This is a genomic window from Klebsiella aerogenes (assembly GCA_029027985.1).
Taxonomy (GTDB): domain Bacteria; phylum Pseudomonadota; class Gammaproteobacteria; order Enterobacterales; family Enterobacteriaceae; genus Klebsiella; species Klebsiella aerogenes_A.
Window position 1 is genome coordinate 1188970 of sequence record CP119076.1, and the last position, 23819, is coordinate 1212788.

Consider the following 23819-nt stretch of genomic DNA (forward strand, 5'->3'; position numbering starts at 1 on the left):
CAATTGCCTGAGTGGAGAATATCATTATTGGCAAAAACCGTCATTAGCTGCCCCGGCCGCTTTGAGATAATCCTTACCAGGAATTTTAGTAAAGGAATAAGCAAAACGCGGCGGTAATAAGCGTATTTCTCTGGGTGTACAGTTAAGTGAACAGTTTTTGGTGATTGAATGGGGAATTATTTTGCTGTTGTAAAGTAATGTTTACGTATTATGGATTGATATCTTTACTTTCTGTGGTATCGTTACGTCATGCCCACTGAGGCAACCACTATCGCAAACGAGCTACACAGGATCGCCATCATGCAAAAAGACGCGCTGAATAACGTACACATTACCGACGAACAAGTTCTGATTACTCCGGAGCAGTTGAAAGCGGAATTCCCGTTAAACGTTGAGCAGGAAGCGCAGATCGCGCAGTCCCGCCAGACCATTTCTGACATCATTGCCGGTCGCGACCCGCGCCTGCTGGTGGTCTGTGGTCCTTGCTCGATCCACGATCCGGAAGCCGCGATTGAATACGCTCGTCGATTTAAAGCCCTTGCCGAAGAGGTCAGCGATAGCCTCTACCTGGTGATGCGCGTCTATTTTGAAAAGCCTCGTACCACCGTTGGTTGGAAAGGGCTGATTAACGATCCGCACATGGATGGCTCGTTTGATGTTGAAGCGGGTCTGAAGATTGCGCGCCGTTTGCTGGTTGATTTGGTCAATATGGGTCTGCCGCTGGCGACGGAAGCGTTGGATCCCAATAGCCCGCAGTACCTTGGCGATCTGTTCAGCTGGTCCGCCATCGGCGCGCGTACGACCGAATCGCAGACCCATCGTGAAATGGCCTCTGGTCTGTCGATGCCGGTTGGCTTCAAAAACGGTACCGACGGCAGCCTGGCAACGGCAATTAACGCCATGCGCGCTGCCGCGATGCCGCACCGCTTTGTTGGCATTAACCAGGCCGGTCAGGTCTGCTTGTTGCAGACTCAGGGTAACCCGGATGGCCACGTGATTCTGCGCGGCGGTAAAGCGCCGAACTACGGCCCGGAAGATGTTGAGAAGTGTGAAAAAGAGATGGCGCAGGCGGGACTGAAGCCGTCGCTGATGGTAGATTGCAGTCATGGTAATTCCAATAAAGACTACCGTCGCCAACCGGCGGTGGCGGAATCCGTCGTCGCGCAGATCAAAGATGGCAACCGTTCCATTATTGGCCTGATGATCGAAAGCAATATCCACGAAGGCAATCAGTCTTCTGAACAGCCGCGTTGCGATATGAAATACGGCGTCTCCGTCACCGATGCCTGCATCAGCTGGGAAACCACCGATGCGCTGCTGCGCGAGCTGGATAGCGATCTGCGCGGTCATCTGGCGGCACGTCTGGGTTAAGAGGATTGTATGGTTGCTGAACTGACCGCATTACGCGATCAAATTGATGAAGTAGATAAGGCGCTGCTGGATTTACTGGCCAGGCGCCTGGAGCTGGTGGCGGAAGTCGGCGAGGTCAAAAGTAAATATGGTCTGCCGATTTACGTACCGGAGCGCGAAGCGGCGATGCTGGCTTCCCGGCGTGAAGAGGCGGCATCGCTTGGCGTGCCGCCGGACCTTATCGAAGACGTGCTGCGTCGGGTGATGCGCGAATCTTACTCCAGCGAGAATGACAAAGGCTTCAAGACCCTGCATCCGAACCTTCGTCCGGTGGTCATTGTCGGCGGTGGCGGGCAGATGGGACGCCTGTTCGAGAAGATGTTGACGCTGTCCGGCTACCAGGTACGAATTCTGGAAAAAGAAGACTGGCCGCGGGCGACGGATATTGTCGCGGATGCCGGGATGGTGATTGTCAGCGTACCGATTCATACCACGGCGGAGACGATCTCGCGCCTGCCGCCGCTGCCGGCGGATTGTATTCTGGTCGATCTGGCCTCCATTAAAGCCGAGCCTCTGCAGGCGATGCTGGCGGCGCATAACGGTCCGGTACTGGGGTTACACCCGATGTTCGGTCCGGATAGCGGCAGTCTGGCGAAGCAGGTCGTGGTCTACTGCGACGGTCGTCAACCGGAAGCGTACCAGTGGTTCCTCGAACAGATTCAGGTGTGGGGCGCGCGACTGCACCGCATCAGTGCCGTCGAGCACGATCAGAACATGGCGTTTATTCAGGCGTTGCGTCACTTTGCGACCTTCGCCTACGGCCTGCATCTGGCAGAGGAGAATGTTCGTCTTGAGCAACTGCTGGCGCTATCTTCACCGATCTACCGCCTGGAGCTGGCGATGGTGGGCCGTCTGTTTGCCCAGGATCCGCAACTGTATGCTGACATTATTATGTCGTCGGAAAACAATCTGGCGCTGATTAAACGTTACTACCAACGTTTCGGCGAGGCGATTAGCTTGCTGGAGCAGGGGGATAAGCAGGCGTTTATCGACAGCTTCCGCAAAGTCGAGCATTGGTTTGGCGATTACGCCCAGCGCTTCCAGAATGAAAGCCGTACACTACTGCGCCAGGCGAATGATAATCGGCAGTAAGTTTGCTAAACGTGTATACAATAAAGCCAGAGGGGTAACCCGCTGGCTTTTTTTATAGGGATGAAAAGATGGCTCAACCGCAACCGCTGTTTGATTACGCCGGGCATCTTCCGGAATGCCCAACCTGGAGTGACGCCGAGCAGGCGCTGTACTGGGCGGATATTCTGGAGTGCGAAATTCACCGCTACGATACACGCAGTAAAGAACATCTGATTCTGCAATTTCCTGAAGAAGTGGGCTGCTTTTCTCTGCGCGAGAAGGGCGGTTTTATCGTCGCGCTACGTAGCGGCATCTGGTTGAGCGATGCCCGTGGCCTGCTGCAGCGAAAAATTTGTGATAACCCCAGTAACCCGGATCTGGCGCGCTTTAATGACGGCGGCACCGATCGCGATGGCCGTTTTTACGCCGGTACCTTTTGGGGGCCGGGAGATTACAACGGTGCGCTACTGGTGCGTATTGATAACGACCTGACGCCAAAGGTCATTCAGTGCGATATTCACGGCGCTAACGGTCTGGCGTTTAGTGAAGACAAGCGTTGGATGTATACCTCAGACACCCCCAATGCGGTGATTTACCGCACACCGTTGGATGAACAGGGCGAGCCGGGTAAACGTGAAGTATTACGTCGTTTCCAGCCGGGGGAGGGGATACCGGACGGCGCGGCGATTGACGTGGAAGGCTGCTACTGGAGCGCGATGTTTGACGGCTGGCGCATTGCCCGCTTCTCGCCGAGCGGCGAGCAACTGGAGGAGTATCGCTTGCCGGTACGCTGCCCAACGATGGTGTGCTTTGGCGGTACGGATATGAAAACGCTATATATCACCACCACCCGGGAAAATATGGACGCCGATGAAGTGGCGCAATATCCGCTTTCCGGCGCTATCTTCACCCTGCCGGTTGCGGTGGCAGGGATGAAGAAGCGGTCGTTTATCGAACGTTAAGCCGGGTCGACCGGCACCACGTTCTCGCTCGGGTAGCAGCCCAGTACTTTCATGGAACGGGTAATTTCGGCCAGCTCTTTTAAGGCTTTACGCAGCGGAAGGGATTCCAGGTTGGCCTGAATATCCAGATAAAACATCTCTTCCCACGGATTGCCATGGATCGGACGCGATTCCAGCTTGGTCATGATCAGGTTATGGTTACGCAGCACCAACAGCGCCTCAACCAACGCGCCAGCCTGCTGGCCGGTGGCGATTAATAGCGTTGTTTTCGCCGGCACCTGATCGGAAACGTTCACCGCTTTACGCGCCAGCACCAGGAAACGGGTGATATTTTGCGTTTGGTTGGCCTGGCAGTGCTCCAGAACCTGCAGTCCGTACAGCGCGCCGCCAGCCTCGCTGCCCAGCGCAGCAACGGTCGGTGATTTCGCCTGAGCCACTTTCTCCATCGCCGCAGAGGTGCTCTCGGTGTACTCAATTTTCCAGTGCGGATAGCGGCTCAGATACTGGCTGCATTGCTGGAACGGTTGCGGATGGCTGTAGACGGTTTCGATTTTATCGGCATCCGTCGAGGACGCCACGAGCACACAGTGATCAATAGGGATCGTCAGTTCGCCGACGATCGACAGACTGGTGTGCTGCAGCAGATCGTAAACATCATTGATCCCGCCGGAACTGGTATTTTCGATCGGCACCACCGCGTAATCGGCCTGGCCGGTTTCAACCTGATTAAAGATATCGGCGAACTTCGCGCAGCCGCTTTCGATAAATTGCTCAAAGTGACGCGCGGCGTACTGGCGCGCGGCAAGATGCGAGTATGAGCCTTTAGGACCCAGGAAGGCGATACGCGCGGAACGGGGGTTAATTTTATTGAGATGCTGCTGTAGCAACGTCTGTTGGGTGAGCACAGAGTCTTCAATAATTAGCTGGAACAAGCGCGTGATGTAGTGAGCATCCAGATGATGCTTTTTCCCCAGCGTCATCAGGCGTTCCAGCAGGTCGCGCTCGCGGTCGATATCGCGTACCGGACGGTGTGATTCCAGCTTCGCTTTCCCGACTTCCACCGCCAGGCCGCGGCGTTCAGCCAGCAGCGCGAGCAGTTTTTCATCCAGGGCGCTGATCTTGTCGCGCAGGGCCAGTAATGGGTTTTCCTCGGTCATATGTGTGTTGCCTTTCTTGTTATCAATAAAAAAGGCCTCCCGTGTGGGAGGCCTTGTTATTCGTCTTCGCATTCTTTCTTATACGACGAACCGCCTCCCAGTCAGGGGAAGGTAAAAAAGAATGCGAAGAAGAACGGGATGAGTTTCACGATGAATTCCTTAGGTTAGTGTGGATTACAGTACCTGTACTGTTTTGATCCTGTCAATAAAAAACGAAAAACGCGCCCGAAGGCGCGTGGCATGACACAACTTAAGTTAAGGATTACTCTTCTTCTTCCACAAAGCCTGCCTCTTTCACCGATGTTGCGGCGCGGCGGGCTTCCCCTTTGTGTTGCACTTTATTCAGCTGCCGTTCCAGCTTGTTGATCAATTCGTTAATGGCGGCGTACATGTCTTCATGACGCGCGCTGGCAACCAGGTGGCCGTTAGGCGTATTGATGGTTGCGTCGGCAATAAAACCCTGCGGCTCCTTAGAAAGGATGATGTGCGGGTTGATTAAATGAGTTTGCCACTTATCCAGTTTGGCGAGACGGTCTGCGACATGCTGGCGAATTGCCGGAGTAATTTCCATTTGTTTACTGGTAATGTTCATTGTCATAAATTTTACCTCTTGTCTTTCCCGTCTTGGTGAAACCAGCATACCTCTCCCAATGTCAAAATGTGTGATGTAAATCACATTTAAATGTCACTTTTTGTCAACGAATTCATTTTGTGAGACAGGACAGGAACAGGTGAGATTTTACTTGTCGAAATATGAAAAGCGGGCCATATTTGATGAGATAACTCGGCGCTAAACCGCTTCAGCGCTGGTGTTTAATGAATAAAAAAACGGCAGCCGCTGGCTGCCGTTTTGCTTTCTGTCATCACCCTCAGGTGTTTTTGCCGTTGGCGGCGATGATTTTGGCGACTTTGTCAGCCTGTGCGTTCATTTGCATCTGACGATAGGCGTTTTCCATCTTCGGTAGCGCATCGCGGGTGGCCTGCGTATCCGGGTAGTTACGCAGCATACCGTCCACGCGGTTCACCACGGCAACCCAGGCGCCGCGGTCGGTGTAGTAATCCACAACCGACAGCTCGTACTTCGCCAGACGGTCTTTCAGGAACACCAGACGTTTGTACGCATCAGTGGCGTACTGGCTGTTCGGATAACCGCGAACCAGCTTGGAGAAATCATTGAATGCGTCACGGGCGTGCTGCGGGTCGCGGTCGGAACGATCGACGCCGAAGAAGCCTTGCAGGGCGCTGTCATCAAGGGCCATGTTGGTCAGGCCGCGCATATAGATGACGTAGTCAATGTTAGGATGCGTAGGGTTCAGGCGAACGAAACGGTCGATTGCGGCTTGAGCCAGCGGCAGATCGGCATTTTTGTAATACGCATAAATCAGGTCCAGCTGTACCTGTTGGGAGTAAGGACCAAATGGATAGCGGTTATCCAACGCTTCCAGTTGCGTTATTGCCTGTTTCCAGTTACCGTCCTGCAGTTTTTGCTGGGCGGTCGCGTAAATTTCATTCGGCGGATTATCAGGCACCTCCTCCTTTGAGCCGGAGCAACCCACCAAAGCCAGGCTCAGTGTGGCTGCTGCCACCAGGTATTTCATGCGCGTCATGACGTTTTGACTTCCTCAAAATGTTTATGCGGGAGAATCTCTGTTCCTGCTCCCGATTAAGACCAGCTACAATAGCACACTATATTAAACGGCAAAGCCGTAAAACCCAACGTTAAACGAAGAAGCTGTATATGGCACAACGAGTACAACTCACCGCAACGGTGTCCGAAAATCAACTCGGTCAACGCTTAGATCAGGCTTTGGCCGAATTGTTCCCGGATTATTCACGTTCGCGGATAAAAGAATGGATCCTTGACCAGCGCGTGCTGGTCAACGGCAACGTCATTGACAAGCCGAAAGAGAAAGTTTTTGGCGGCGAAGCCGTCTCTATCGATGTTGAAATCGAGGAAGACGTGCGTTTTGAACCGCAGGATATTCCGCTCAATATCGTCTACGAAGATGATGACATCCTGGTCATCAACAAACCACGCGATTTGGTTGTGCACCCTGGTGCGGGCAACCCTGACGGTACTGTGCTGAATGCGCTGCTGCATTACTACCCGCCGATTGCCGACGTACCGCGTGCGGGCATTGTCCACCGTCTTGATAAAGACACCACCGGCCTGATGGTCGTGGCGAAGACTATCCCGGCGCAAACCCGACTGGTGGAATCACTGCAGCTGCGTGAGATCACTCGCGAGTACGAAGCGGTGGCGATTGGCCATATGACGGCCGGCGGCACGGTAGAAGAACCGATCAGCCGTCACCCGACCAAGCGTACGCATATGGCGGTACACCCGATGGGCAAACCGGCGGTAACGCATTACCGCATTATGGAGCATTTCCGTATCCATACTCGCCTGCGTTTGCGTCTGGAAACTGGCCGTACGCACCAGATCCGCGTCCATATGGCGCATATCACCCATCCGCTGGTGGGCGATCAGGTCTACGGCGGCCGTCCGCGTCCGCCGAAAGGGGCTTCAGACGAGTTCATTAATGCACTGCGTAAATTCGACCGTCAGGCGCTGCATGCCACCATGTTGCGCCTGTATCACCCGATAAGCGGTATCGAAATGGAATGGCATGCGCCAATCCCGCAGGATATGGTGGAACTGATCGACGCGATGCGCGCCGATTTTGAAGCCCATAAGGATGATATTGACTGGTTATGACAAAGCTGATTGTTCCGCAATGGCCAATGCCGGAAGGGGTGGCGGCCTGTAGTTCTACCCGCGTTGGCGGCGTGAGCCTGCCTCCGTATGATTCGCTGAACCTGGGCGCCCATTGCGGCGACGATCTCCTGCATGTCGAAGAAAACCGTCGGCGGATGTTTGCCGCCGGCGGCTTGCCGTCGTATCCGGTGTGGCTGGAGCAGGTGCACGGCACCGCGGTGCTCAAGCTGGATGGCGGGCCGTATATGTCAAAACGCGCGGATGCGTCATACTGTAATACGCCGGGGACCGTTTGTGCGGTAATGACGGCGGACTGCCTGCCGGTGCTGTTCTGTAACCGCGCCGGAACCGAGGTGGCCGCTGCGCACGCCGGATGGCGCGGCTTATGTGAAGGCGTCCTGGAAGAGACAGTCGCCTGCTTTAATGATAAACCAGAAAATATTATGGCCTGGCTTGGCCCGGCGATCGGCCCGGAGGCGTTTGAAGTCGGCGCGGAAGTGCGCGAGGCTTTTATCGCCAAAGACGCCCAGGCGGAGAACGCTTTCCGTCCTGCCGGTGAAAAATATTTTGCTAATATCTATCAATTGGCCCGTCAGCGCCTGGCTAACGTCGGCGTGGAACTGATTTTCGGCGGTGACCGTTGCACCCTAAGTGAAAAGGATGATTTTTTCTCTTATCGTCGCGACAAGACCACAGGTCGTATGGCAAGTTTCATTTGGCTGATATAACCTAGAGAATCAAGACGATCCAGAAGGCAAACTTATTTTTCGCATAGTTCAGGTCTTTAACCTTGAATAATTGAGGGATGACCTCATTTAATCTCCAGTAGCAAATTTGACCTGTTTATGGGAGGAGTTATGCGTCTGGATCGTCTTACTAATAAATTCCAGCTTGCTCTCGCCGATGCCCAGTCGCTAGCACTCGGGCACGACAACCAATTCATCGAACCACTTCATCTAATGAGCGCCTTGCTGAATCAGGAAGGGGGATCGGTACATCCTTTATTAACCTCGGCAGGTGTCAACGCCGTGGCGTTACGTAGCCAAATCGAACAGGCGCTGAGCCGTTTACCGCAGGTAGAAGGTACCGGCGGTGACGTGCAGCCGTCTCAGGATCTGGTGCGTATTCTCAATCTTTGCGACAAGTTGGCGCAAAAGAGAAAGGATAACTTTATTTCGTCAGAACTGTTCGTTCTGGCGGCGCTTGAATCACGCGGTACGCTAACCGACCTGCTGAAATCCGCCGGAGCAACAACCGCCAATGTGACTCAGGCGATTGAACAAATGCGCGGAGGTGAAAGCGTGAACGATCAGGGTGCCGAAGACCAACGTCAGGCATTGAAAAAATTTACCGTCGATCTGACCGAACGGGCCGAACAAGGCAAACTGGACCCGGTGATCGGCCGTGATGAAGAAATCCGCCGTACCATCCAGGTACTGCAGCGCCGTACCAAAAACAACCCGGTGCTGATTGGCGAACCTGGGGTCGGTAAAACGGCGATCGTTGAAGGTCTAGCGCAGCGTATCGTCAATGGCGAAGTACCGGAAGGGCTGAAAGGCCGTCGGGTATTGGCGCTGGATATGGGCGCGCTGGTGGCCGGGGCGAAATATCGCGGCGAGTTTGAAGAGCGCCTGAAAGGTGTGCTGAACGACCTGGCGAAACAGGAAGGCAACGTCATCCTGTTTATCGATGAACTGCATACGATGGTCGGCGCAGGTAAAGCCGACGGCGCGATGGATGCTGGCAACATGCTGAAACCAGCCCTGGCGCGCGGCGAGTTACACTGCGTTGGTGCGACTACGCTTGACGAATATCGCCAGTACATTGAAAAAGACGCCGCGCTGGAACGTCGTTTCCAGAAAGTGTTCGTTGCCGAGCCGACGGTAGAAGATACCATCGCCATTCTGCGTGGCCTGAAAGAACGCTATGAGCTGCACCACCACGTGCAGATCACTGATCCGGCAATCGTTGCGGCGGCGACGCTGTCTCATCGCTATATTGCCGACCGTCAGTTGCCGGATAAAGCGATCGACCTTATTGATGAAGCGGCATCCAGTATCCGGATGCAGATTGATTCTAAACCGGAAGAGCTCGACCGCCTCGATCGTCGCATCATCCAGCTTAAGCTGGAACAACAAGCGCTGAAGAAAGAGGCCGATGAGGCGAGCCTGAAGCGTCTCGATATGCTTAACGAAGAGTTGGCGGATAAAGAACGTCAGTACTCGGTATTGGAAGAAGAGTGGAAAGCAGAGAAAGCATCGCTCTCTGGTACGCAGACCATTAAAGCCGAACTGGAACAAGCTAAAATCGCTATCGAACAAGCGCGTCGTCTTGGTGACCTTGCGCGGATGTCCGAACTGCAGTACGGCAAAATTCCAGAGCTGGAAAAGCAGCTGGCGGCGGCCACGCAGTCTGAAGGCAAAACGATGCGTCTGTTACGTAACAAAGTTACGGATGCGGAGATTGCTGAAGTATTGGCGCGCTGGACCGGTATTCCGGTGGCGCGAATGATGGAAAGCGAGCGAGAAAAACTGCTGCGTATGGAGCAGGATTTGCATCATCGTGTGATTGGCCAGGATGAGGCGGTTGAAGCGGTATCGAACGCCATTCGCCGTAGCCGTGCCGGGTTGTCGGACCCGAACCGGCCGATTGGTTCGTTCCTGTTCCTCGGCCCGACCGGGGTGGGTAAAACCGAGCTTTGCAAAACGCTGGCTAACTTTATGTTCGATAGCGACGACGCGATGGTGCGTATCGACATGTCCGAGTTTATGGAAAAACACTCGGTCTCGCGTCTGGTCGGCGCGCCTCCGGGATATGTTGGCTATGAAGAGGGCGGCTACCTGACCGAAGCGGTTCGTCGTCGTCCTTATTCCGTCATCCTGCTGGATGAAGTGGAAAAAGCGCATCCGGATGTGTTCAACATACTACTGCAGGTGCTTGACGATGGTCGTCTGACCGACGGGCAGGGGAGAACGGTCGACTTCCGTAATACGGTCGTCATCATGACCTCTAACCTTGGTTCCGACCTCATTCAGGAACGTTTCGGCGAACTGGACTACGGTCATATGAAGGATCTGGTGCTTGGCGTGGTTAGCCAGAGCTTCCGTCCGGAGTTTATCAACCGTATAGATGAAGTGGTGGTCTTCCATCCGTTGGGTGAAAAACACATTGCTTCTATCGCGCAGATCCAGCTGCAGCGTTTGTATAAACGTCTGGAAGAACGCGGCTATGAAGTGCATATGTCCGACGAGGCGCTGAAACTGCTGAGTGAAAATGGCTACGACCCGGTATATGGCGCGCGTCCATTGAAGCGTGCAATCCAGCAGCAGATAGAGAACCCGTTAGCCCAGCAAATCCTTTCTGGTGAGCTGGTTCCGGGGAAAACGGTTGAGCTGGTGGTTAAAAACGACCATATCGTGGCAGTGCAGTAAGTCACAAAACGACAAAAACGGGCCCAATGGGCTCGTTTTTGTTTAAAAACCAGGCAAGAATTAAAGTCTCAATGGTGATTTGGGTGAAAAGTGAGCGGTTGAATTGTTTTTTCGAATTTATGCTTGTCACTTCAGAATTACTCCCTATAATGCGCCACCACTGACACGGAACAACGGCAAACAAGCCGCCGGGCCAGCGAGGTTCTCCTGAGAATCTCGACAGAGAAAAGCGAAATTAAACGCTTGACTCTGAAAGAGGAAAGCGTAATATACGCCACCTCGCGACAGAGCGCTAAAGCGCGTCGCACCTGCTCTTTAACAATTTATCAGACAATCTGTGTGGGCACTCAAAGTGACATGGATTCTTAACGTCCTCGGACGAAAAATGAATACCAAGTCTCTGAGTGAACATACGTAATTCATTACGAAGTTTAATTCACGAGCATCAAACTTAAATTGAAGAGTTTGATCATGGCTCAGATTGAACGCTGGCGGCAGGCCTAACACATGCAAGTCGAGCGGTAGCACAGAGAGCTTGCTCTCGGGTGACGAGCGGCGGACGGGTGAGTAATGTCTGGGAAACTGCCTGATGGAGGGGGATAACTACTGGAAACGGTAGCTAATACCGCATAACGTCGCAAGACCAAAGTGGGGGACCTTCGGGCCTCATGCCATCAGATGTGCCCAGATGGGATTAGCTAGTAGGTGGGGTAATGGCTCACCTAGGCGACGATCCCTAGCTGGTCTGAGAGGATGACCAGCCACACTGGAACTGAGACACGGTCCAGACTCCTACGGGAGGCAGCAGTGGGGAATATTGCACAATGGGCGCAAGCCTGATGCAGCCATGCCGCGTGTATGAAGAAGGCCTTCGGGTTGTAAAGTACTTTCAGCGAGGAGGAAGGCGCTGAGGTTAATAACCTCAGCGATTGACGTTACTCGCAGAAGAAGCACCGGCTAACTCCGTGCCAGCAGCCGCGGTAATACGGAGGGTGCAAGCGTTAATCGGAATTACTGGGCGTAAAGCGCACGCAGGCGGTCTGTCAAGTCGGATGTGAAATCCCCGGGCTCAACCTGGGAACTGCATTCGAAACTGGCAGGCTAGAGTCTTGTAGAGGGGGGTAGAATTCCAGGTGTAGCGGTGAAATGCGTAGAGATCTGGAGGAATACCGGTGGCGAAGGCGGCCCCCTGGACAAAGACTGACGCTCAGGTGCGAAAGCGTGGGGAGCAAACAGGATTAGATACCCTGGTAGTCCACGCCGTAAACGATGTCGACTTGGAGGTTGTGCCCTTGAGGCGTGGCTTCCGGAGCTAACGCGTTAAGTCGACCGCCTGGGGAGTACGGCCGCAAGGTTAAAACTCAAATGAATTGACGGGGGCCCGCACAAGCGGTGGAGCATGTGGTTTAATTCGATGCAACGCGAAGAACCTTACCTACTCTTGACATCCAGAGAACTTAGCAGAGATGCTTTGGTGCCTTCGGGAACTCTGAGACAGGTGCTGCATGGCTGTCGTCAGCTCGTGTTGTGAAATGTTGGGTTAAGTCCCGCAACGAGCGCAACCCTTATCCTTTGTTGCCAGCGGTCCGGCCGGGAACTCAAAGGAGACTGCCAGTGATAAACTGGAGGAAGGTGGGGATGACGTCAAGTCATCATGGCCCTTACGAGTAGGGCTACACACGTGCTACAATGGCATATACAAAGAGAAGCGACCTCGCGAGAGCAAGCGGACCTCATAAAGTATGTCGTAGTCCGGATTGGAGTCTGCAACTCGACTCCATGAAGTCGGAATCGCTAGTAATCGTAGATCAGAATGCTACGGTGAATACGTTCCCGGGCCTTGTACACACCGCCCGTCACACCATGGGAGTGGGTTGCAAAAGAAGTAGGTAGCTTAACCTTCGGGAGGGCGCTTACCACTTTGTGATTCATGACTGGGGTGAAGTCGTAACAAGGTAACCGTAGGGGAACCTGCGGTTGGATCACCTCCTTACCTGAAAGAACCTGCCTTTGTAGTGCTCACACAGATTGTCTGATGAAAAGTAAATAGCAAGGCGTCTTGCGATTGAGACTTCACGTCCCCTTCGTCTAGAGGCCCAGGACACCGCCCTTTCACGGCGGTAACAGGGGTTCGAATCCCCTAGGGGACGCCACTTGCTGGTTTGTGAGTGAAAGTCGCCGACCTCAGTATCTCAAAACTTACCTTCGGGTGATGTTTGAGATATTTGCTCTTTAAAAATCTGGATCAAGCTGAAAATTGAAACGACACACCATTAATGGTGTGTTCGAGTCTCTCAAATTTTCGCGACACGAGCATGTTTTACGAAACATCTTCGGGTTGTGAGGTTAAGCGACTAAGCGTACACGGTGGATGCCCTGGCAGTCAGAGGCGATGAAGGACGTGCTAATCTGCGAAAAGCGTCGGTAAGGTGATATGAACCGTTATAACCGGCGATGTCCGAATGGGGAAACCCAGTGCAATTCGTTGCACTATCGTTAACTGAATACATAGGTTAACGAGGCGAACCGGGGGAACTGAAACATCTAAGTACCCCGAGGAAAAGAAATCAACCGAGATTCCCCCAGTAGCGGCGAGCGAACGGGGAGCAGCCCAGAGTCTGAATCAGCTTGTGTGTTAGTGGAACGGTCTGGAAAGTCCGACGGTACAGGGTGATAGTCCCGTACACCAAAATGCACAGGTTGTGAACTCGAAGAGTAGGGCGGGACACGTGGTATCCTGTCTGAATATGGGGGGACCATCCTCCAAGGCTAAATACTCCTGACTGACCGATAGTGAACCAGTACCGTGAGGGAAAGGCGAAAAGAACCCCGGCGAGGGGAGTGAAAAAGAACCTGAAACCGTGTACGTACAAGCAGTGGGAGCACCTTCGGGTGTGACTGCGTACCTTTTGTATAATGGGTCAGCGACTTATATTCTGTAGCAAGGTTAACCGTATAGGGGAGCCGCAGGGAAACCGAGTCTTAACTGGGCGTTAAGTTGCAGGGTATAGACCCGAAACCCGGTGATCTAGCCATGGGCAGGTTGAAGGTTGGGTAACACTAACTGGAGGACCGAACCGACTAATGTTGAAAAATTAGCGGATGACCTGTGGCTGGGGGTGAAAGGCCAATCAAACCGGGAGATAGCTGGTTCTCCCCGAAAGCTATTTAGGTAGCGCCTCGTGAACTCATCTTCGGGGGTAGAGCACTGTTTCGGCTAGGGGGTCATCCCGACTTACCAACCCGATGCAAACTACGAATACCGAAGAATGTTATCACGGGAGACACACGGCGGGTGCTAACGTCCGTCGTGAAGAGGGAAACAACCCAGACCGCCAGCTAAGGTCCCAAAGTCATGGTTAAGTGGGAAACGATGTGGGAAGGCACAGACAGCCAGGATGTTGGCTTAGAAGCAGCCATCATTTAAAGAAAGCGTAATAGCTCACTGGTCGAGTCGGCCTGCGCGGAAGATGTAACGGGGCTAAACCATGCACCGAAGCTGCGGCAGCGACACTATGTGTTGTTGGGTAGGGGAGCGTTCTGTAAGCCTGCGAAGGTGGCCTGTGAGGGTTGCTGGAGGTATCAGAAGTGCGAATGCTGACATAAGTAACGATAATGCGGGTGAAAAGCCCGCACGCCGGAAGACCAAGGGTTCCTGTCCAACGTTAATCGGGGCAGGGTGAGTCGACCCCTAAGGCGAGGCCGAAAGGCGTAGTCGATGGGAAACAGGTTAATATTCCTGTACTGGGTGTTACTGCGAAGGGGGGACGGAGAAGGCTATGTTAGCCGGGCGACGGTTGTCCCGGTTTAAGCATGTAGGCGGGTGTTCCAGGTAAATCCGGAACGCTGTTAACGCTGAGGTGTGATGACGAGGCACTACGGTGCTGAAGTAACAAATGCCCTGCTTCCAGGAAAAGCCTCTAAGCATCAGGTAACATCAAATCGTACCCCAAACCGACACAGGTGGTCAGGTAGAGAATACCAAGGCGCTTGAGAGAACTCGGGTGAAGGAACTAGGCAAAATGGTGCCGTAACTTCGGGAGAAGGCACGCTGATATGTAGGTGAAGTCCCTGCGGATGGAGCTGAAATCAGTCGAAGATACCAGCTGGCTGCAACTGTTTATTAAAAACACAGCACTGTGCAAACACGAAAGTGGACGTATACGGTGTGACGCCTGCCCGGTGCCGGAAGGTTAATTGATGGGGTTATCCGTAAGGAGAAGCTCTTGATCGAAGCCCCGGTAAACGGCGGCCGTAACTATAACGGTCCTAAGGTAGCGAAATTCCTTGTCGGGTAAGTTCCGACCTGCACGAATGGCGTAATGATGGCCAGGCTGTCTCCACCCGAGACTCAGTGAAATTGAACTCGCTGTGAAGATGCAGTGTACCCGCGGCAAGACGGAAAGACCCCGTGAACCTTTACTATAGCTTGACACTGAACATTGAGCCTTGATGTGTAGGATAGGTGGGAGGCTTTGAAGCGTGGACGCCAGTCTGCGTGGAGCCGACCTTGAAATACCACCCTTTAATGTTTGATGTTCTAACCTGGCGCCGTAATCCGGCGTGGGGACAGTGTCTGGTGGGTAGTTTGACTGGGGCGGTCTCCTCCCAAAGAGTAACGGAGGAGCACGAAGGTTAGCTAATCCTGGTCGGACATCAGGAGGTTAGTGCAATGGCATAAGCTAGCTTGACTGCGAGCGTGACGGCGCGAGCAGGTGCGAAAGCAGGTCATAGTGATCCGGTGGTTCTGAATGGAAGGGCCATCGCTCAACGGATAAAAGGTACTCCGGGGATAACAGGCTGATACCGCCCAAGAGTTCATATCGACGGCGGTGTTTGGCACCTCGATGTCGGCTCATCACATCCTGGGGCTGAAGTAGGTCCCAAGGGTATGGCTGTTCGCCATTTAAAGTGGTACGCGAGCTGGGTTTAGAACGTCGTGAGACAGTTCGGTCCCTATCTGCCGTGGGCGCTGGAGAATTGAGGGGGGCTGCTCCTAGTACGAGAGGACCGGAGTGGACGCATCACTGGTGTTCGGGTTGTCATGCCAATGGCATTGCCCGGTAGCTAAATGCGGAAAAGATAAGTGCTGAAAGCATCTAAGCACGAAACTTGCCCCGAGATGAGTTCTCCCTGAGACTTTAAGTCTCCTGAAGGAACGTTAAAGACGATGACGTTGATAGGTCGGGTGTGTAAGCGTAGCGATACGTTGAGCTAACCGATACTAATGAACCGTGAGGCTTAACCTTACAACGCCGAAGCTGTTTTGGCGATTTGAGACGATTTTCAGCGTGATACAGATTAATCGATGCGTCCAGGAGACGTGTTGATAACAGAATTTGCCTGGCGGCGATAGCGCGGTGGTCCCACCTGACCCCATGCCGAACTCAGAAGTGAAACGCCGTAGCGCCGATGGTAGTGTGGGGTCTCCCCATGTGAGAGTAGGGAACTGCCAGGCATCAAACAAAGCAAAAGGCTCAGTCGAAAGACTGGGCCTTTTGTTTTTGTATTTTTTGGACAACTGCGTCGTCGCCTCCCCGGTGCGCTGCGCTTACCGGGGCTACGGGCCCTGTAGCCCGGACAAGGTGCATAGCACCGCCTCCGGGGAAACCCTGCCATACCGTTCCATTACCTTCATTCAAAGCAACATAAAACCCCGTCGTTGTACCCACTTCGCCATAATTCTCTTTTTCATTGCTCATGCGCTGGCGTTAATCGCGAAAACTGGCGTTACGAAAAAAAATGTGAATACAATCACATATAAATAAATAACAATTATATAACATTTGCGTCACTAATTAATTTGTCCGAGTGACGTGTCACGCCCGACGAGGCAGATTACAGTCTTTGCTGGAGCAAAATTATAATGACAGAAAGTAGCATTAACGAGCAGGGCTCCCTGGAGCAGGGGGATACCCGGCGCCGGATATGGGCAATTGTTGGCGCATCTTCAGGGAACCTGGTGGAATGGTTTGATTTCTATGTCTACTCATTTTGCTCACTCTATTTTGCGCATATCTTCTTCCCTTCAGGAAATACCACGACCCAATTGTTACAAACTGCCGGGGTGTTTGCCGCCGGATTTCTGATGCGCCCTATCGGCGGTTGGTTGTTTGGTCGTATTGCTGACCGTCGCGGACGCAAAGCCTCAATGCTGATATCGGTTTGCATGATGTGCTTTGGTTCGCTGGTCATCGCTTGCCTGCCGGGGTATGCCACTATCGGTACCTGGGCTCCGGCGCTGCTGCTGCTGGCGCGTTTGTTCCAGGGCCTGTCTGTTGGTGGGGAATACGGCACTAGTGCGACCTACATGAGTGAAGTTGCGGTCGAAGGAAAGAAAGGTTTCTACGCTTCATTCCAGTACGTCACCTTAATCGGTGGTCAGCTGCTGGCGGTGCTGGTTGTTGTTGCGCTGCAGCAGATCCTGAGCGATGAAGATCTGCACGCCTGGGGATGGCGTATTCCCTTTGCGCTGGGGGCGGTGCTGGCCATTGTTGCTCTGTGGTTGCGTCGTCAACTGGATGAAACGTCGAAACAGGAGACTCGCGCGCTGAAAGAAGCGGGTTCTTTTAAAGGTTTGTGGCGCAATCGCCGGGCTTTTGTAATGGTGCTGGGCTTCACCGCCGCGGGTTCGCTGACCTTCTACACCTTCACGACCTATATGCAAAAGTATCTGGTCAATACTGCGGGGATGTCAGCCAGCACCGCCAGCATGATTATGACGGCGGCGCTTTTCGTTTATATGCTGGTACAGCCACTGTTTGGCGCATTCTCGGATAAAGTTGGCCGTCGCACCTCAATGCTGTGCTTCGGCGTACTGGCGACACTATTCACTGTACCGATCCTTAGCGCGCTGCAGAACGTCAGCTCGCCGTATGCGGCCTTTGCTCTGGTGATTTGCGCGCTATTGATCGTCAGCTTCTACACATCCATCAGTGGGATCCTGAAGGCGGAAATGTTCCCGGCTCAGGTCCGCGCACTGGGTGTTGGCTTATCTTATGCGGTAGCGAACGCGCTGTTTGGCGGTTCGGCGGAATACGTGGCGCTGTCGCTCAAATCTGCAGGTATTGAGCACGCCTTCTACTGGTATGTGACGGTGATGGCGGCGATTGCTTTCCTGGTCTCCCTGATGCTGCATGGCAAGGGGAAAGGCCTGCGTTTGTAGTGTTAATGATGCGCCAGCTGCCACACCGCATAGCCGGTGGTGGCGCCGGCGACATCCCAGGCGAAATCCTTCCAGCTCCAGCCGCTCCCCGCCGGGCGGCTGTCCCATAATTCTTTTGATGCCCCCAAACCGACGGAAAACATCAGACCGATCGCGGCGCTGCGGTCGCGGCTGTATCCCTGATGTTGGGCATACTCGTTGCCGGCAGCGGAAAGCATTGCTGAGGCGAGGAAGTGCTGGGCTTTGTCCTGGCCACTCCAGGCGTCGTTCGCCATATGGCTGCAACCGCTAAGCAGTAAAGGGGCGATAATCACAAGATGGCGCATAATTCTTCCTGAAAAAAAAGCCCCGTAAAACGGGGCATTGATTTAGAGAATGCGGCTGATCAGTCGGTCGATGCGAATACGTCGTAGGCGACGTATCAACTTCTTCACCTTCACCGGATACTCAGCGATGCTTTGTAGATCGCGGTAGTGCTTCACCACCGTAGTATGGGTACGGATAAGCTTAAGCTCCTTTTCCCGCATCTCGCGCAGCTGATGCTTAGGATCGTGGATAAGCACGGCATTTTCTAAATCGAGACGCCAGGCGCGCGGGTTGAGGTTGTTGCCGGTAAGCAGCATCCATTCGTCGTCAACCCACATACCTTTCAGGTGATAACTGTTATCGTCATCTTTCCACAACCGCACGATCAACTGATCGGTATTCACATAATATTGCAGACGGCTCAGGAAGCGGCGTAGGTTAATTTCATACAGATAAGGCAGCGCGCCGATGATTTTAAACGGCTGATCTTCCGGTATATAGAAATCGTTCGCGGTTTTATCGCCGACGATAATTTCCACTTTTTTGCCGCTGCGCAGTAGAGAAATAATATTTCTGACCAGTACGGCAGGTAGGTTGAAGTATGGCGTGCAGATCGTCAGTTTGTGCTCGGCGCACGGCATCAGGTGGAAGATAGTCTTATTGAGCATGCTCGATTTACCGAGCCCGACCAGCGGCGTAACCGACAGGTGGTCTTCATCGGCGTTGCCGACGAAATGATAGCCGCTCTCGCGCAGATCCTGGCGATACTGGCGAATATCATTTTTAATTTCCGGGCTTTTCGGCCTGTCCGGGCGATCGAGACGATTCACGCCGCGGCCCTGTACCAGGTTCTGCTCAACCCAGTCGAACATGACATCGGCCATCTTAGCGTTGCGGATACATTGATAGCGATCGTAGCGATATTTATCGTGCTGATGCAGATACACATCATTCAGACTGGCGCCGCTGTAGATAACGCTGTCATCGATGATGAAACCTTTAAAATGGAGTACGCCAAGCGCTTCCCGGGTATTGACCGGAACGCCATAGACCGGGATATCGACTCCAGGGTTTTCATGGGCCATACGGCAGTACCAATCCGCATTGGTATTGGAGGCCGCAGCGCCGATGCGGCCGCGCTGGGCGCGATGCCAGTCAACCAGCACGCGCACATCCAGTTCCGGGCGCTGACGCTTGGCGTCATACAGGGCTTGCAGTATTCCTTTTCCGCCATCATCTTGCTCAAGGTAGAGCGCAATAATGCAAATACGCTGGGTGGCGTGGGCTATCTTTGCCAGTAGCGCCTGGCGAAAATCGGCCGGCGCATAGAAGAACTCGATATCATCAACTGACTGAGAGAGCTTAGGGAGTTGGGCAAGGTGTTGTTGATGTTTATTTCGCTTAAATTTTGACAACATCACAGTGCGTTTCTTCTCTGTTATTGAAGGGTCTTCTGTACCATGCAGACGACGTAAGCGGGCAATAATACCATCACTACCCGCTAATGTGGTCATTAATTGCTGTGACTTGTCACCGAATGTAACGTATTCAGCGCAAGCGACAGGCTGACAATGCCGTCTTCCAGCTGGATATCCACCGCAAAGCCAAGCTTTCTGGCAAGGCCTATCATGCCACGGTTATTTGGCATGGTGATCCCGTTTAAGCGCTGCAATCCATGGCTCTGCGTGTAGGTGATCAGCTTTTCCAGCAGCCGGCGGCCGAGGCCTAATCCCTTCAGATCGGAGCGGACCAGCACGGCGAACTCGGCATCAATATTATCCGGATCGGAAATCGCTCTGGTGACGCCGATGATCTCGCTGCCTTGTTCCACGGCGCGTACCGCGACAAACGCCATTTCTCGATCGTAGTCGATCTGCGTCATATTGGCTAAGTCGTCATGGGTAAATTCGTTGATCTCGCTAAAGTAGCGATAGTAGAGATCTTCTTTGGTCACCTTTTCGATAAAGGCCAATAGCTGGGGTTCATCTTCCGGCAGGATCGGCCGGAACAGGCAGCGCTCGCCGTTTTTCATCACCACCCACTCTTCCTGCTGCTGTGGGTAAGGCCTGATCGCCAACCGGCTTTCGCTGTCGCCGCTAAAGGGGGCCAGGCTGAGCGTAACGTCGAGGGCAGTGAATTCATGGCCGGAGGCGAGTAGGGGGTGAATATCCAGTCGTTGGATCTCCGGACAATCGACGATCAGGTTAGAGACCTGTACCAGCAACTGGCTGAGGCCGGGAATATCCAACGGACGTAGCGCACTGCGTCCGCGGATCTTCTTACTTTTAATCGCCTGGATAACCAGATAGCGCGCCAGATTCATATTCAGCGGCGGCAGAGCGACCGCCGCCTGGTTCTCCGCCCGCCATTCGACACCACCTTCGCCGAGCATAATCAGCGGGCCGAAGAGCGGATCGTGCTCGACGACCACGCGAAGCTCCTGCGCTCCGGCGCGGTTTGCCATGCTCTGCACCAGCAGGCCGTGAATGCGCGCCTGCGGCCAGGCCATTTTCACACGATCGATAATGGCGTCCGCCGCCTGCTGTACTTCCGCGGCGGTACGCAGATAGAGCATGACCCCCTGAACTTCGGATTTATGCGGGATATCCGGCGAGCGCAGCTTCAGCGCCACCGGATAGCCAATCTGCTCGGCGATATGTACCGCTTCGGCGCTGTCGGCGGCAATCCAGGTAGGCAGCGTATGGATGCCATAAGCGCGTAACACCGGGCTGACCTCATGGGTATCCAGCGAGGTGGCGCCTTCACTCAACGCGCGCTGCAATAGCGTGTGGGCTTCTGCGGTATTGGCGGTTAGCGTATCCGACAACACCGGAGTTTCCCGCAGCTGCTTTTGGTTGCGTCGGTATTCGACCATATGCATAAAGGCGGTAATGGTGCCTTCCGGTGTTCGATAGGTTGGAATACCGGCCTCGCTAAACAACCGCCGTGCCTCCTGGGAGGAGTATTCTCCGCACCAGTTAGTCAGCACTGTGACATATTTCCCGCGAGGGTGGCGCTTCAGAGCATCAATCAGCGCCAGCGCGCTTTCGGTACCCGGCGCCGCGGCGCTGGGGGAGTGGATCACCAGTAGCGCATCATAGTCCTGACTGTCGAGCAACACGTTCAGCGCATTGCGATAATGCTCGCTGCTGGCGTCATCGCGGAGATCTAAGGGGTTAGCCACCTCGACACCTGCTGGTAGCGCCTGTTTGAGCTGTTCACAGGTGGCGTCGCTAATCGTGGCGAGTTTGCCGTTGCGTAGCCACAGTTCGTCTAACGCCAGCGCCGCCGGCGCCGCGCCGTTGCTGATAATCATCAGCTTTTCTCCGCGCAGTGGGCGCATATGGCTCAGGGTTTCAACGGCGGAGAACAGTTCGTGCGTATCCTGCACCCGCAGCAGACCCGCGCGCTGAATGGCGGCATCCCATGCGGGATCCATGCCTGAGTTTACGTGCAGCAGTTTCTGCGCCGCCGGACTGCGGCCGCTTTTAATCACCAGAATGGGTTTATTGCGCGAAGCGCTACGGGCAGCGGACACGAAGCGTCGCGCATCGCTGAGATGTTCCAGGTAAAGCAGAATGGCGCTGGTTTTGCTATCGCGAGCAAGAAAATCGAGCAGGTCGTCGACGTCGATATCAAGGCTATCACCCAGCGCGATAAAGTAGGAGAACCCCATCTCACGCTGCTGCGCCCAATCCAGAATAGTGTTAGAGACGGCGGCGGACTGTGAAATAAATGCCAGCTTGCCGCGCTGGATCGGTACCGGCGAGAAGCTGGCGTTCAAACCTTGCCACGGCGCCAGCAATCCTAAGCTGTTCGGGCCGAGCAGGCGCATCTGATAGCGAGCGGCGCATTCGAGCAACGCGGGATATTGCTCGGGTGGCGAGGAGAGAATAATGCAGGTTTTACACCCTTTTTGCCCTAAGGCTTCGAGCAATTCAAGATTGCGTCGGGCGTTGGTACAGAGTACCGCCAGATCGGGCGTAAACGGCAGGCTGTCGATCGTCGGCCACGCCAGTACGCCAAGCACCGCTTTCCATGCGGGGGTGACCGGTAGGACCGGGCCGTTAAAACCGCCGGCCAACAGGTTGCGCATCATTAAATAACCAGCGCGCTGTGGTTTCATTGATGCGCCGATAACGGCGATCGACTTTGGCCGCAACAGTGCTTCCAGGCCTCGTTGGCTCATACCGGTCTCCTTTGATCCCCAGTGACCGAATGATTTTAAACGCTTTCTGCCTGTTGTGCTGTGATACTGCCCTTATGCTGCGTTTTTCCCGCCAGATAGCGACTTCTGAATAGACTAAAGTGCTCGCCAAGCGCGGCGGCAGCCTGAGCGTCACCGGCCAGATCCAGCAAGGCGATCGCGACTTCCGCCGTACAGTACTGGCCGTCGGCGTGGGCTTCGCGCAGATGATAGGCGGAAATACGCGACAGATCGACCGAGATAATCGGCAGCGCATCGAGGTAAGGGCTTTTACGAAACATTTTCCGTGCCTCCGTCCAGGTGCCGTCGAGCATGATAAACAGCGGCGGTTTACCGCCCGGCGGGGCGCTCAGCACCTGGCGATCCGGCCCGGCATAAGAGGCCGGGAAGACCACCATCGGTTGATAATCGGGGTTGGCGACCAGATCGAGCAGCGCCTGCGGCGGTTCGGTGCGCGACCATTGAAACGCTTCGGTGTTCGGCAGAATATCAGCGATAAGGCGTCCGGTATTGCTGGGTTTCATCGGCTCGGTATCGAACATCACCAGGCAAAAGCGGCTGTCGGCAGGGACAGGAGCCAGCGTCGCGCACAGACACTGCTTTAGCGGCAGCAGACAACGCTGGCAGCGACGGATACGGTTGCCGCGAGCAAGAAAAGGCCGGGTAGCGCGCGCGAGACGTTCGGCGCGAAGGCGAAGGACAGCGTTATCAATCATGGGAGTCGTTAGTGAAAAACGCTATTGTCGCAGAGGTGAAAACGGGGCACAAGCGGTGCCCCGTAGGCTTTACGGTTGATTGGCCTCGTTCAGCCAGCTATCGAACGGCGCTTTGGGGACTGCGCCATTCAGCATGTCGATCACTTCGCCATTTTTGAACATCATAATGGTCGGGATACTGCGAATGCGGAAACGGGCACTCAGTTCGCGTTCTGCTTCGGTGTTCACTTTCACAAAACGCATTTCGCCGCTGCGTTCCTCGGCCACATCTTCAAAGATCGGCGCGAAGCTACGGCAAGGGCCGCACCACGGCGCCCAGAAATCAACAACGACAGGCAGATCGTCCTTTAACAGTTTATCCAGCGTTGCCCCGGTCGCGTTGATGACATCGCCGTCAAAGAGATCGTGGCCGCAGCGCCCGCACTTGGCGCCATCGGCGCTACGATCTTCGGGGATGCGGTTCAGAGCCTGACAACTGGCACAAACGGTATTCATAACTAACCTCTGGTTATGGGGTTGCAGCGCGGCACGTGGCCGATTTGTTTCTGTAATGTTACATATTATCGATGAGACGCAAATAAAGGACAATGTGTTTTGTTCGATGATTACAATAGACCGAGGCTTTTAAACGAAATAATGGCTAAGTGAAGATACATCGGGTAATCTTCGCGCTTC

General features: G+C 54.1%; 16 protein-coding genes, 1 tRNA gene, 3 rRNA genes and 1 other annotated feature. Of the genes, 11 read left to right on the top strand and 9 right to left on the bottom strand.

All coding sequences use genetic code 11. The annotated features are described in order from the left end of the window. Positions 1 to 300: 300 nt before the first annotated feature. From aroF to PYR66_05780, 3 genes are all read left to right on the top strand, one after another. Positions 301 to 1371: a 3-deoxy-7-phosphoheptulonate synthase AroF gene (gene aroF, locus PYR66_05770; protein WEF29228.1), complete on the top strand. Its 1071-nt coding sequence runs from the start codon at positions 301 to 303 to the stop codon at positions 1369 to 1371. 9 nt (positions 1372 to 1380) lie between these two features. Next, complete coding sequence (gene tyrA / locus PYR66_05775) at positions 1381 to 2502, top strand: bifunctional chorismate mutase/prephenate dehydrogenase (GenBank protein WEF29229.1); 1122 nt, start codon at positions 1381 to 1383, stop codon at positions 2500 to 2502. Positions 2503 to 2570: 68 nt separating this feature from the next. Further along, complete coding sequence (locus PYR66_05780; GenBank protein ID WEF29230.1) at positions 2571 to 3443, top strand: SMP-30/gluconolactonase/LRE family protein; 873 nt, start codon at positions 2571 to 2573, stop codon at positions 3441 to 3443. Here PYR66_05780 and pheA read toward each other — a convergent pair. The 4 genes from pheA to bamD form a co-directional block, all read right to left on the bottom strand. Then, on the bottom strand, positions 3440 to 4600 hold the full coding sequence (gene pheA, locus PYR66_05785; GenBank protein WEF29231.1) for a bifunctional chorismate mutase/prephenate dehydratase: 1161 nt from the start codon (positions 4598 to 4600) through the stop codon (positions 3440 to 3442). The genes PYR66_05780 and pheA overlap by 4 nt on opposite strands. Positions 4601 to 4625: 25 nt before the next feature. Then, positions 4626 to 4750: a sequence feature (Phe leader region), on the bottom strand. Then, a complete protein-coding gene (gene pheL / locus PYR66_05790) occupies positions 4702 to 4749 on the bottom strand; it encodes a pheA operon leader peptide PheL (protein ID WEF30367.1) in 48 nt (15 codons plus the stop codon). Its footprint overlaps the feature before it by 48 nt. Before the next feature lie 112 nt (positions 4751 to 4862). Next, positions 4863 to 5198: a ribosome-associated translation inhibitor RaiA gene (gene raiA, locus PYR66_05795; protein WEF29232.1), complete on the bottom strand. Its 336-nt coding sequence runs from the start codon at positions 5196 to 5198 to the stop codon at positions 4863 to 4865. A 271-nt stretch (positions 5199 to 5469) separates the two neighbouring features. Further along, positions 5470 to 6207: an outer membrane protein assembly factor BamD gene (bamD, locus tag PYR66_05800; GenBank protein ID WEF29233.1), complete on the bottom strand. Its 738-nt coding sequence runs from the start codon at positions 6205 to 6207 to the stop codon at positions 5470 to 5472. Between the two features lie 131 nt (positions 6208 to 6338). Between bamD and rluD the strand changes: the two genes are divergently transcribed. The 8 genes from rluD to PYR66_05840 all read left to right on the top strand — a co-directional run bounded on the left by rluD (position 6339) and on the right by PYR66_05840 (position 17915). Continuing rightward, the gene (rluD, locus tag PYR66_05805; GenBank protein WEF29234.1) at positions 6339 to 7319 is read left to right on the top strand and encodes a 23S rRNA pseudouridine(1911/1915/1917) synthase RluD; all 981 of its coding nucleotides are present in this window, start codon (positions 6339 to 6341) and stop codon (positions 7317 to 7319) included. After that, on the top strand, positions 7316 to 8047 hold the full coding sequence (gene yfiH / locus PYR66_05810) for a purine nucleoside phosphorylase YfiH (GenBank protein ID WEF29235.1): 732 nt from the start codon (positions 7316 to 7318) through the stop codon (positions 8045 to 8047). Before rluD ends, yfiH begins: the two co-directional genes overlap by 4 nt. 129 nt (positions 8048 to 8176) lie before the next feature. After that, complete coding sequence (clpB, locus tag PYR66_05815) at positions 8177 to 10750, top strand: ATP-dependent chaperone ClpB (protein ID WEF29236.1); 2574 nt, start codon at positions 8177 to 8179, stop codon at positions 10748 to 10750. Positions 10751 to 11203: 453 nt separating this feature from the next. Then, positions 11204 to 12743 (top strand): 16S ribosomal RNA (locus PYR66_05820). A gap of 84 nt (positions 12744 to 12827) precedes the next feature. After that, positions 12828 to 12903 (top strand) — tRNA-Glu (locus PYR66_05825). Positions 12904 to 13094: 191 nt separating this feature from the next. Continuing rightward, positions 13095 to 15999 (top strand): 23S ribosomal RNA (locus PYR66_05830). A 93-nt stretch (positions 16000 to 16092) separates the two neighbouring features. Further along, positions 16093 to 16208, top strand: a 5S ribosomal RNA gene (gene rrf, locus PYR66_05835). The 16S, 23S and 5S rRNA genes sit together here with 1 tRNA gene alongside, the layout of an rRNA operon. A gap of 408 nt (positions 16209 to 16616) precedes the next feature. Further along, entirely contained in the window at positions 16617 to 17915 is a 1299-nt protein-coding gene (locus PYR66_05840; protein WEF29237.1) for an MFS transporter, read from the top strand. 2 nt (positions 17916 to 17917) lie between these two features. On the opposite strand, the gene PYR66_05845 is transcribed toward PYR66_05840, so the two are convergent. The 5 genes from PYR66_05845 to trxC all read right to left on the bottom strand — a co-directional run bounded on the left by PYR66_05845 (position 17918) and on the right by trxC (position 23639). Then, positions 17918 to 18241 (bottom strand): YfiM family lipoprotein, encoded by a 324-nt coding sequence (locus tag PYR66_05845; GenBank protein WEF29238.1) that lies wholly within the window; start codon positions 18239 to 18241, stop codon positions 17918 to 17920. Between the two features lie 42 nt (positions 18242 to 18283). Beyond that, positions 18284 to 19639, bottom strand: coding sequence for a CDP-diacylglycerol--serine O-phosphatidyltransferase (gene pssA, locus PYR66_05850; GenBank protein ID WEF30368.1), 1356 nt, complete (start codon positions 19637 to 19639; stop codon positions 18284 to 18286). Positions 19640 to 19734: 95 nt separating this feature from the next. Continuing rightward, positions 19735 to 22410, bottom strand: a complete 2676-nt coding sequence (gene pat, locus PYR66_05855) for a protein lysine acetyltransferase (protein ID WEF29239.1) — start codon at positions 22408 to 22410, stop codon at positions 19735 to 19737. Between the two features lie 35 nt (positions 22411 to 22445). After that, positions 22446 to 23144: a tRNA-uridine aminocarboxypropyltransferase gene (gene tapT / locus PYR66_05860; protein ID WEF29240.1), complete on the bottom strand. Its 699-nt coding sequence runs from the start codon at positions 23142 to 23144 to the stop codon at positions 22446 to 22448. Positions 23145 to 23213: 69 nt separating this feature from the next. Next, complete coding sequence (gene trxC / locus PYR66_05865) at positions 23214 to 23639, bottom strand: thioredoxin TrxC (protein ID WEF29241.1); 426 nt, start codon at positions 23637 to 23639, stop codon at positions 23214 to 23216. Between the last annotated feature and the right edge of the window lie 180 nt (positions 23640 to 23819).

Coding starts and splice junctions, on each gene's coding strand:
- PYR66_05845 (WEF29238.1), bottom strand. CDS start 18,241: ATGCGCCATCTTGTGATTATCGCCCCTTTACTGCTTAGCGGTTGCAGC.
- raiA (WEF29232.1), bottom strand. CDS start 5,198: ATGACAATGAACATTACCAGTAAACAAATGGAAATTACTCCGGCAATT.
- pheA (WEF29231.1), bottom strand. CDS start 4,600: ATGACCGAGGAAAACCCATTACTGGCCCTGCGCGACAAGATCAGCGCC.
- pat (WEF29239.1), bottom strand. CDS start 22,410: ATGAGCCAACGAGGCCTGGAAGCACTGTTGCGGCCAAAGTCGATCGCC.
- clpB (WEF29236.1), top strand. CDS start 8,177: ATGCGTCTGGATCGTCTTACTAATAAATTCCAGCTTGCTCTCGCCGAT.
- yfiH (WEF29235.1), top strand. CDS start 7,316: ATGACAAAGCTGATTGTTCCGCAATGGCCAATGCCGGAAGGGGTGGCG.
- PYR66_05780 (WEF29230.1), top strand. CDS start 2,571: ATGGCTCAACCGCAACCGCTGTTTGATTACGCCGGGCATCTTCCGGAA.
- pssA (WEF30368.1), bottom strand. CDS start 19,639: ATGTTGTCAAAATTTAAGCGAAATAAACATCAACAACACCTTGCCCAA.
- PYR66_05840 (WEF29237.1), top strand. CDS start 16,617: ATGACAGAAAGTAGCATTAACGAGCAGGGCTCCCTGGAGCAGGGGGAT.
- tyrA (WEF29229.1), top strand. CDS start 1,381: ATGGTTGCTGAACTGACCGCATTACGCGATCAAATTGATGAAGTAGAT.
- aroF (WEF29228.1), top strand. CDS start 301: ATGCAAAAAGACGCGCTGAATAACGTACACATTACCGACGAACAAGTT.
- tapT (WEF29240.1), bottom strand. CDS start 23,144: ATGATTGATAACGCTGTCCTTCGCCTTCGCGCCGAACGTCTCGCGCGC.
- rluD (WEF29234.1), top strand. CDS start 6,339: ATGGCACAACGAGTACAACTCACCGCAACGGTGTCCGAAAATCAACTC.
- trxC (WEF29241.1), bottom strand. CDS start 23,639: ATGAATACCGTTTGTGCCAGTTGTCAGGCTCTGAACCGCATCCCCGAA.
- bamD (WEF29233.1), bottom strand. CDS start 6,207: ATGACGCGCATGAAATACCTGGTGGCAGCAGCCACACTGAGCCTGGCT.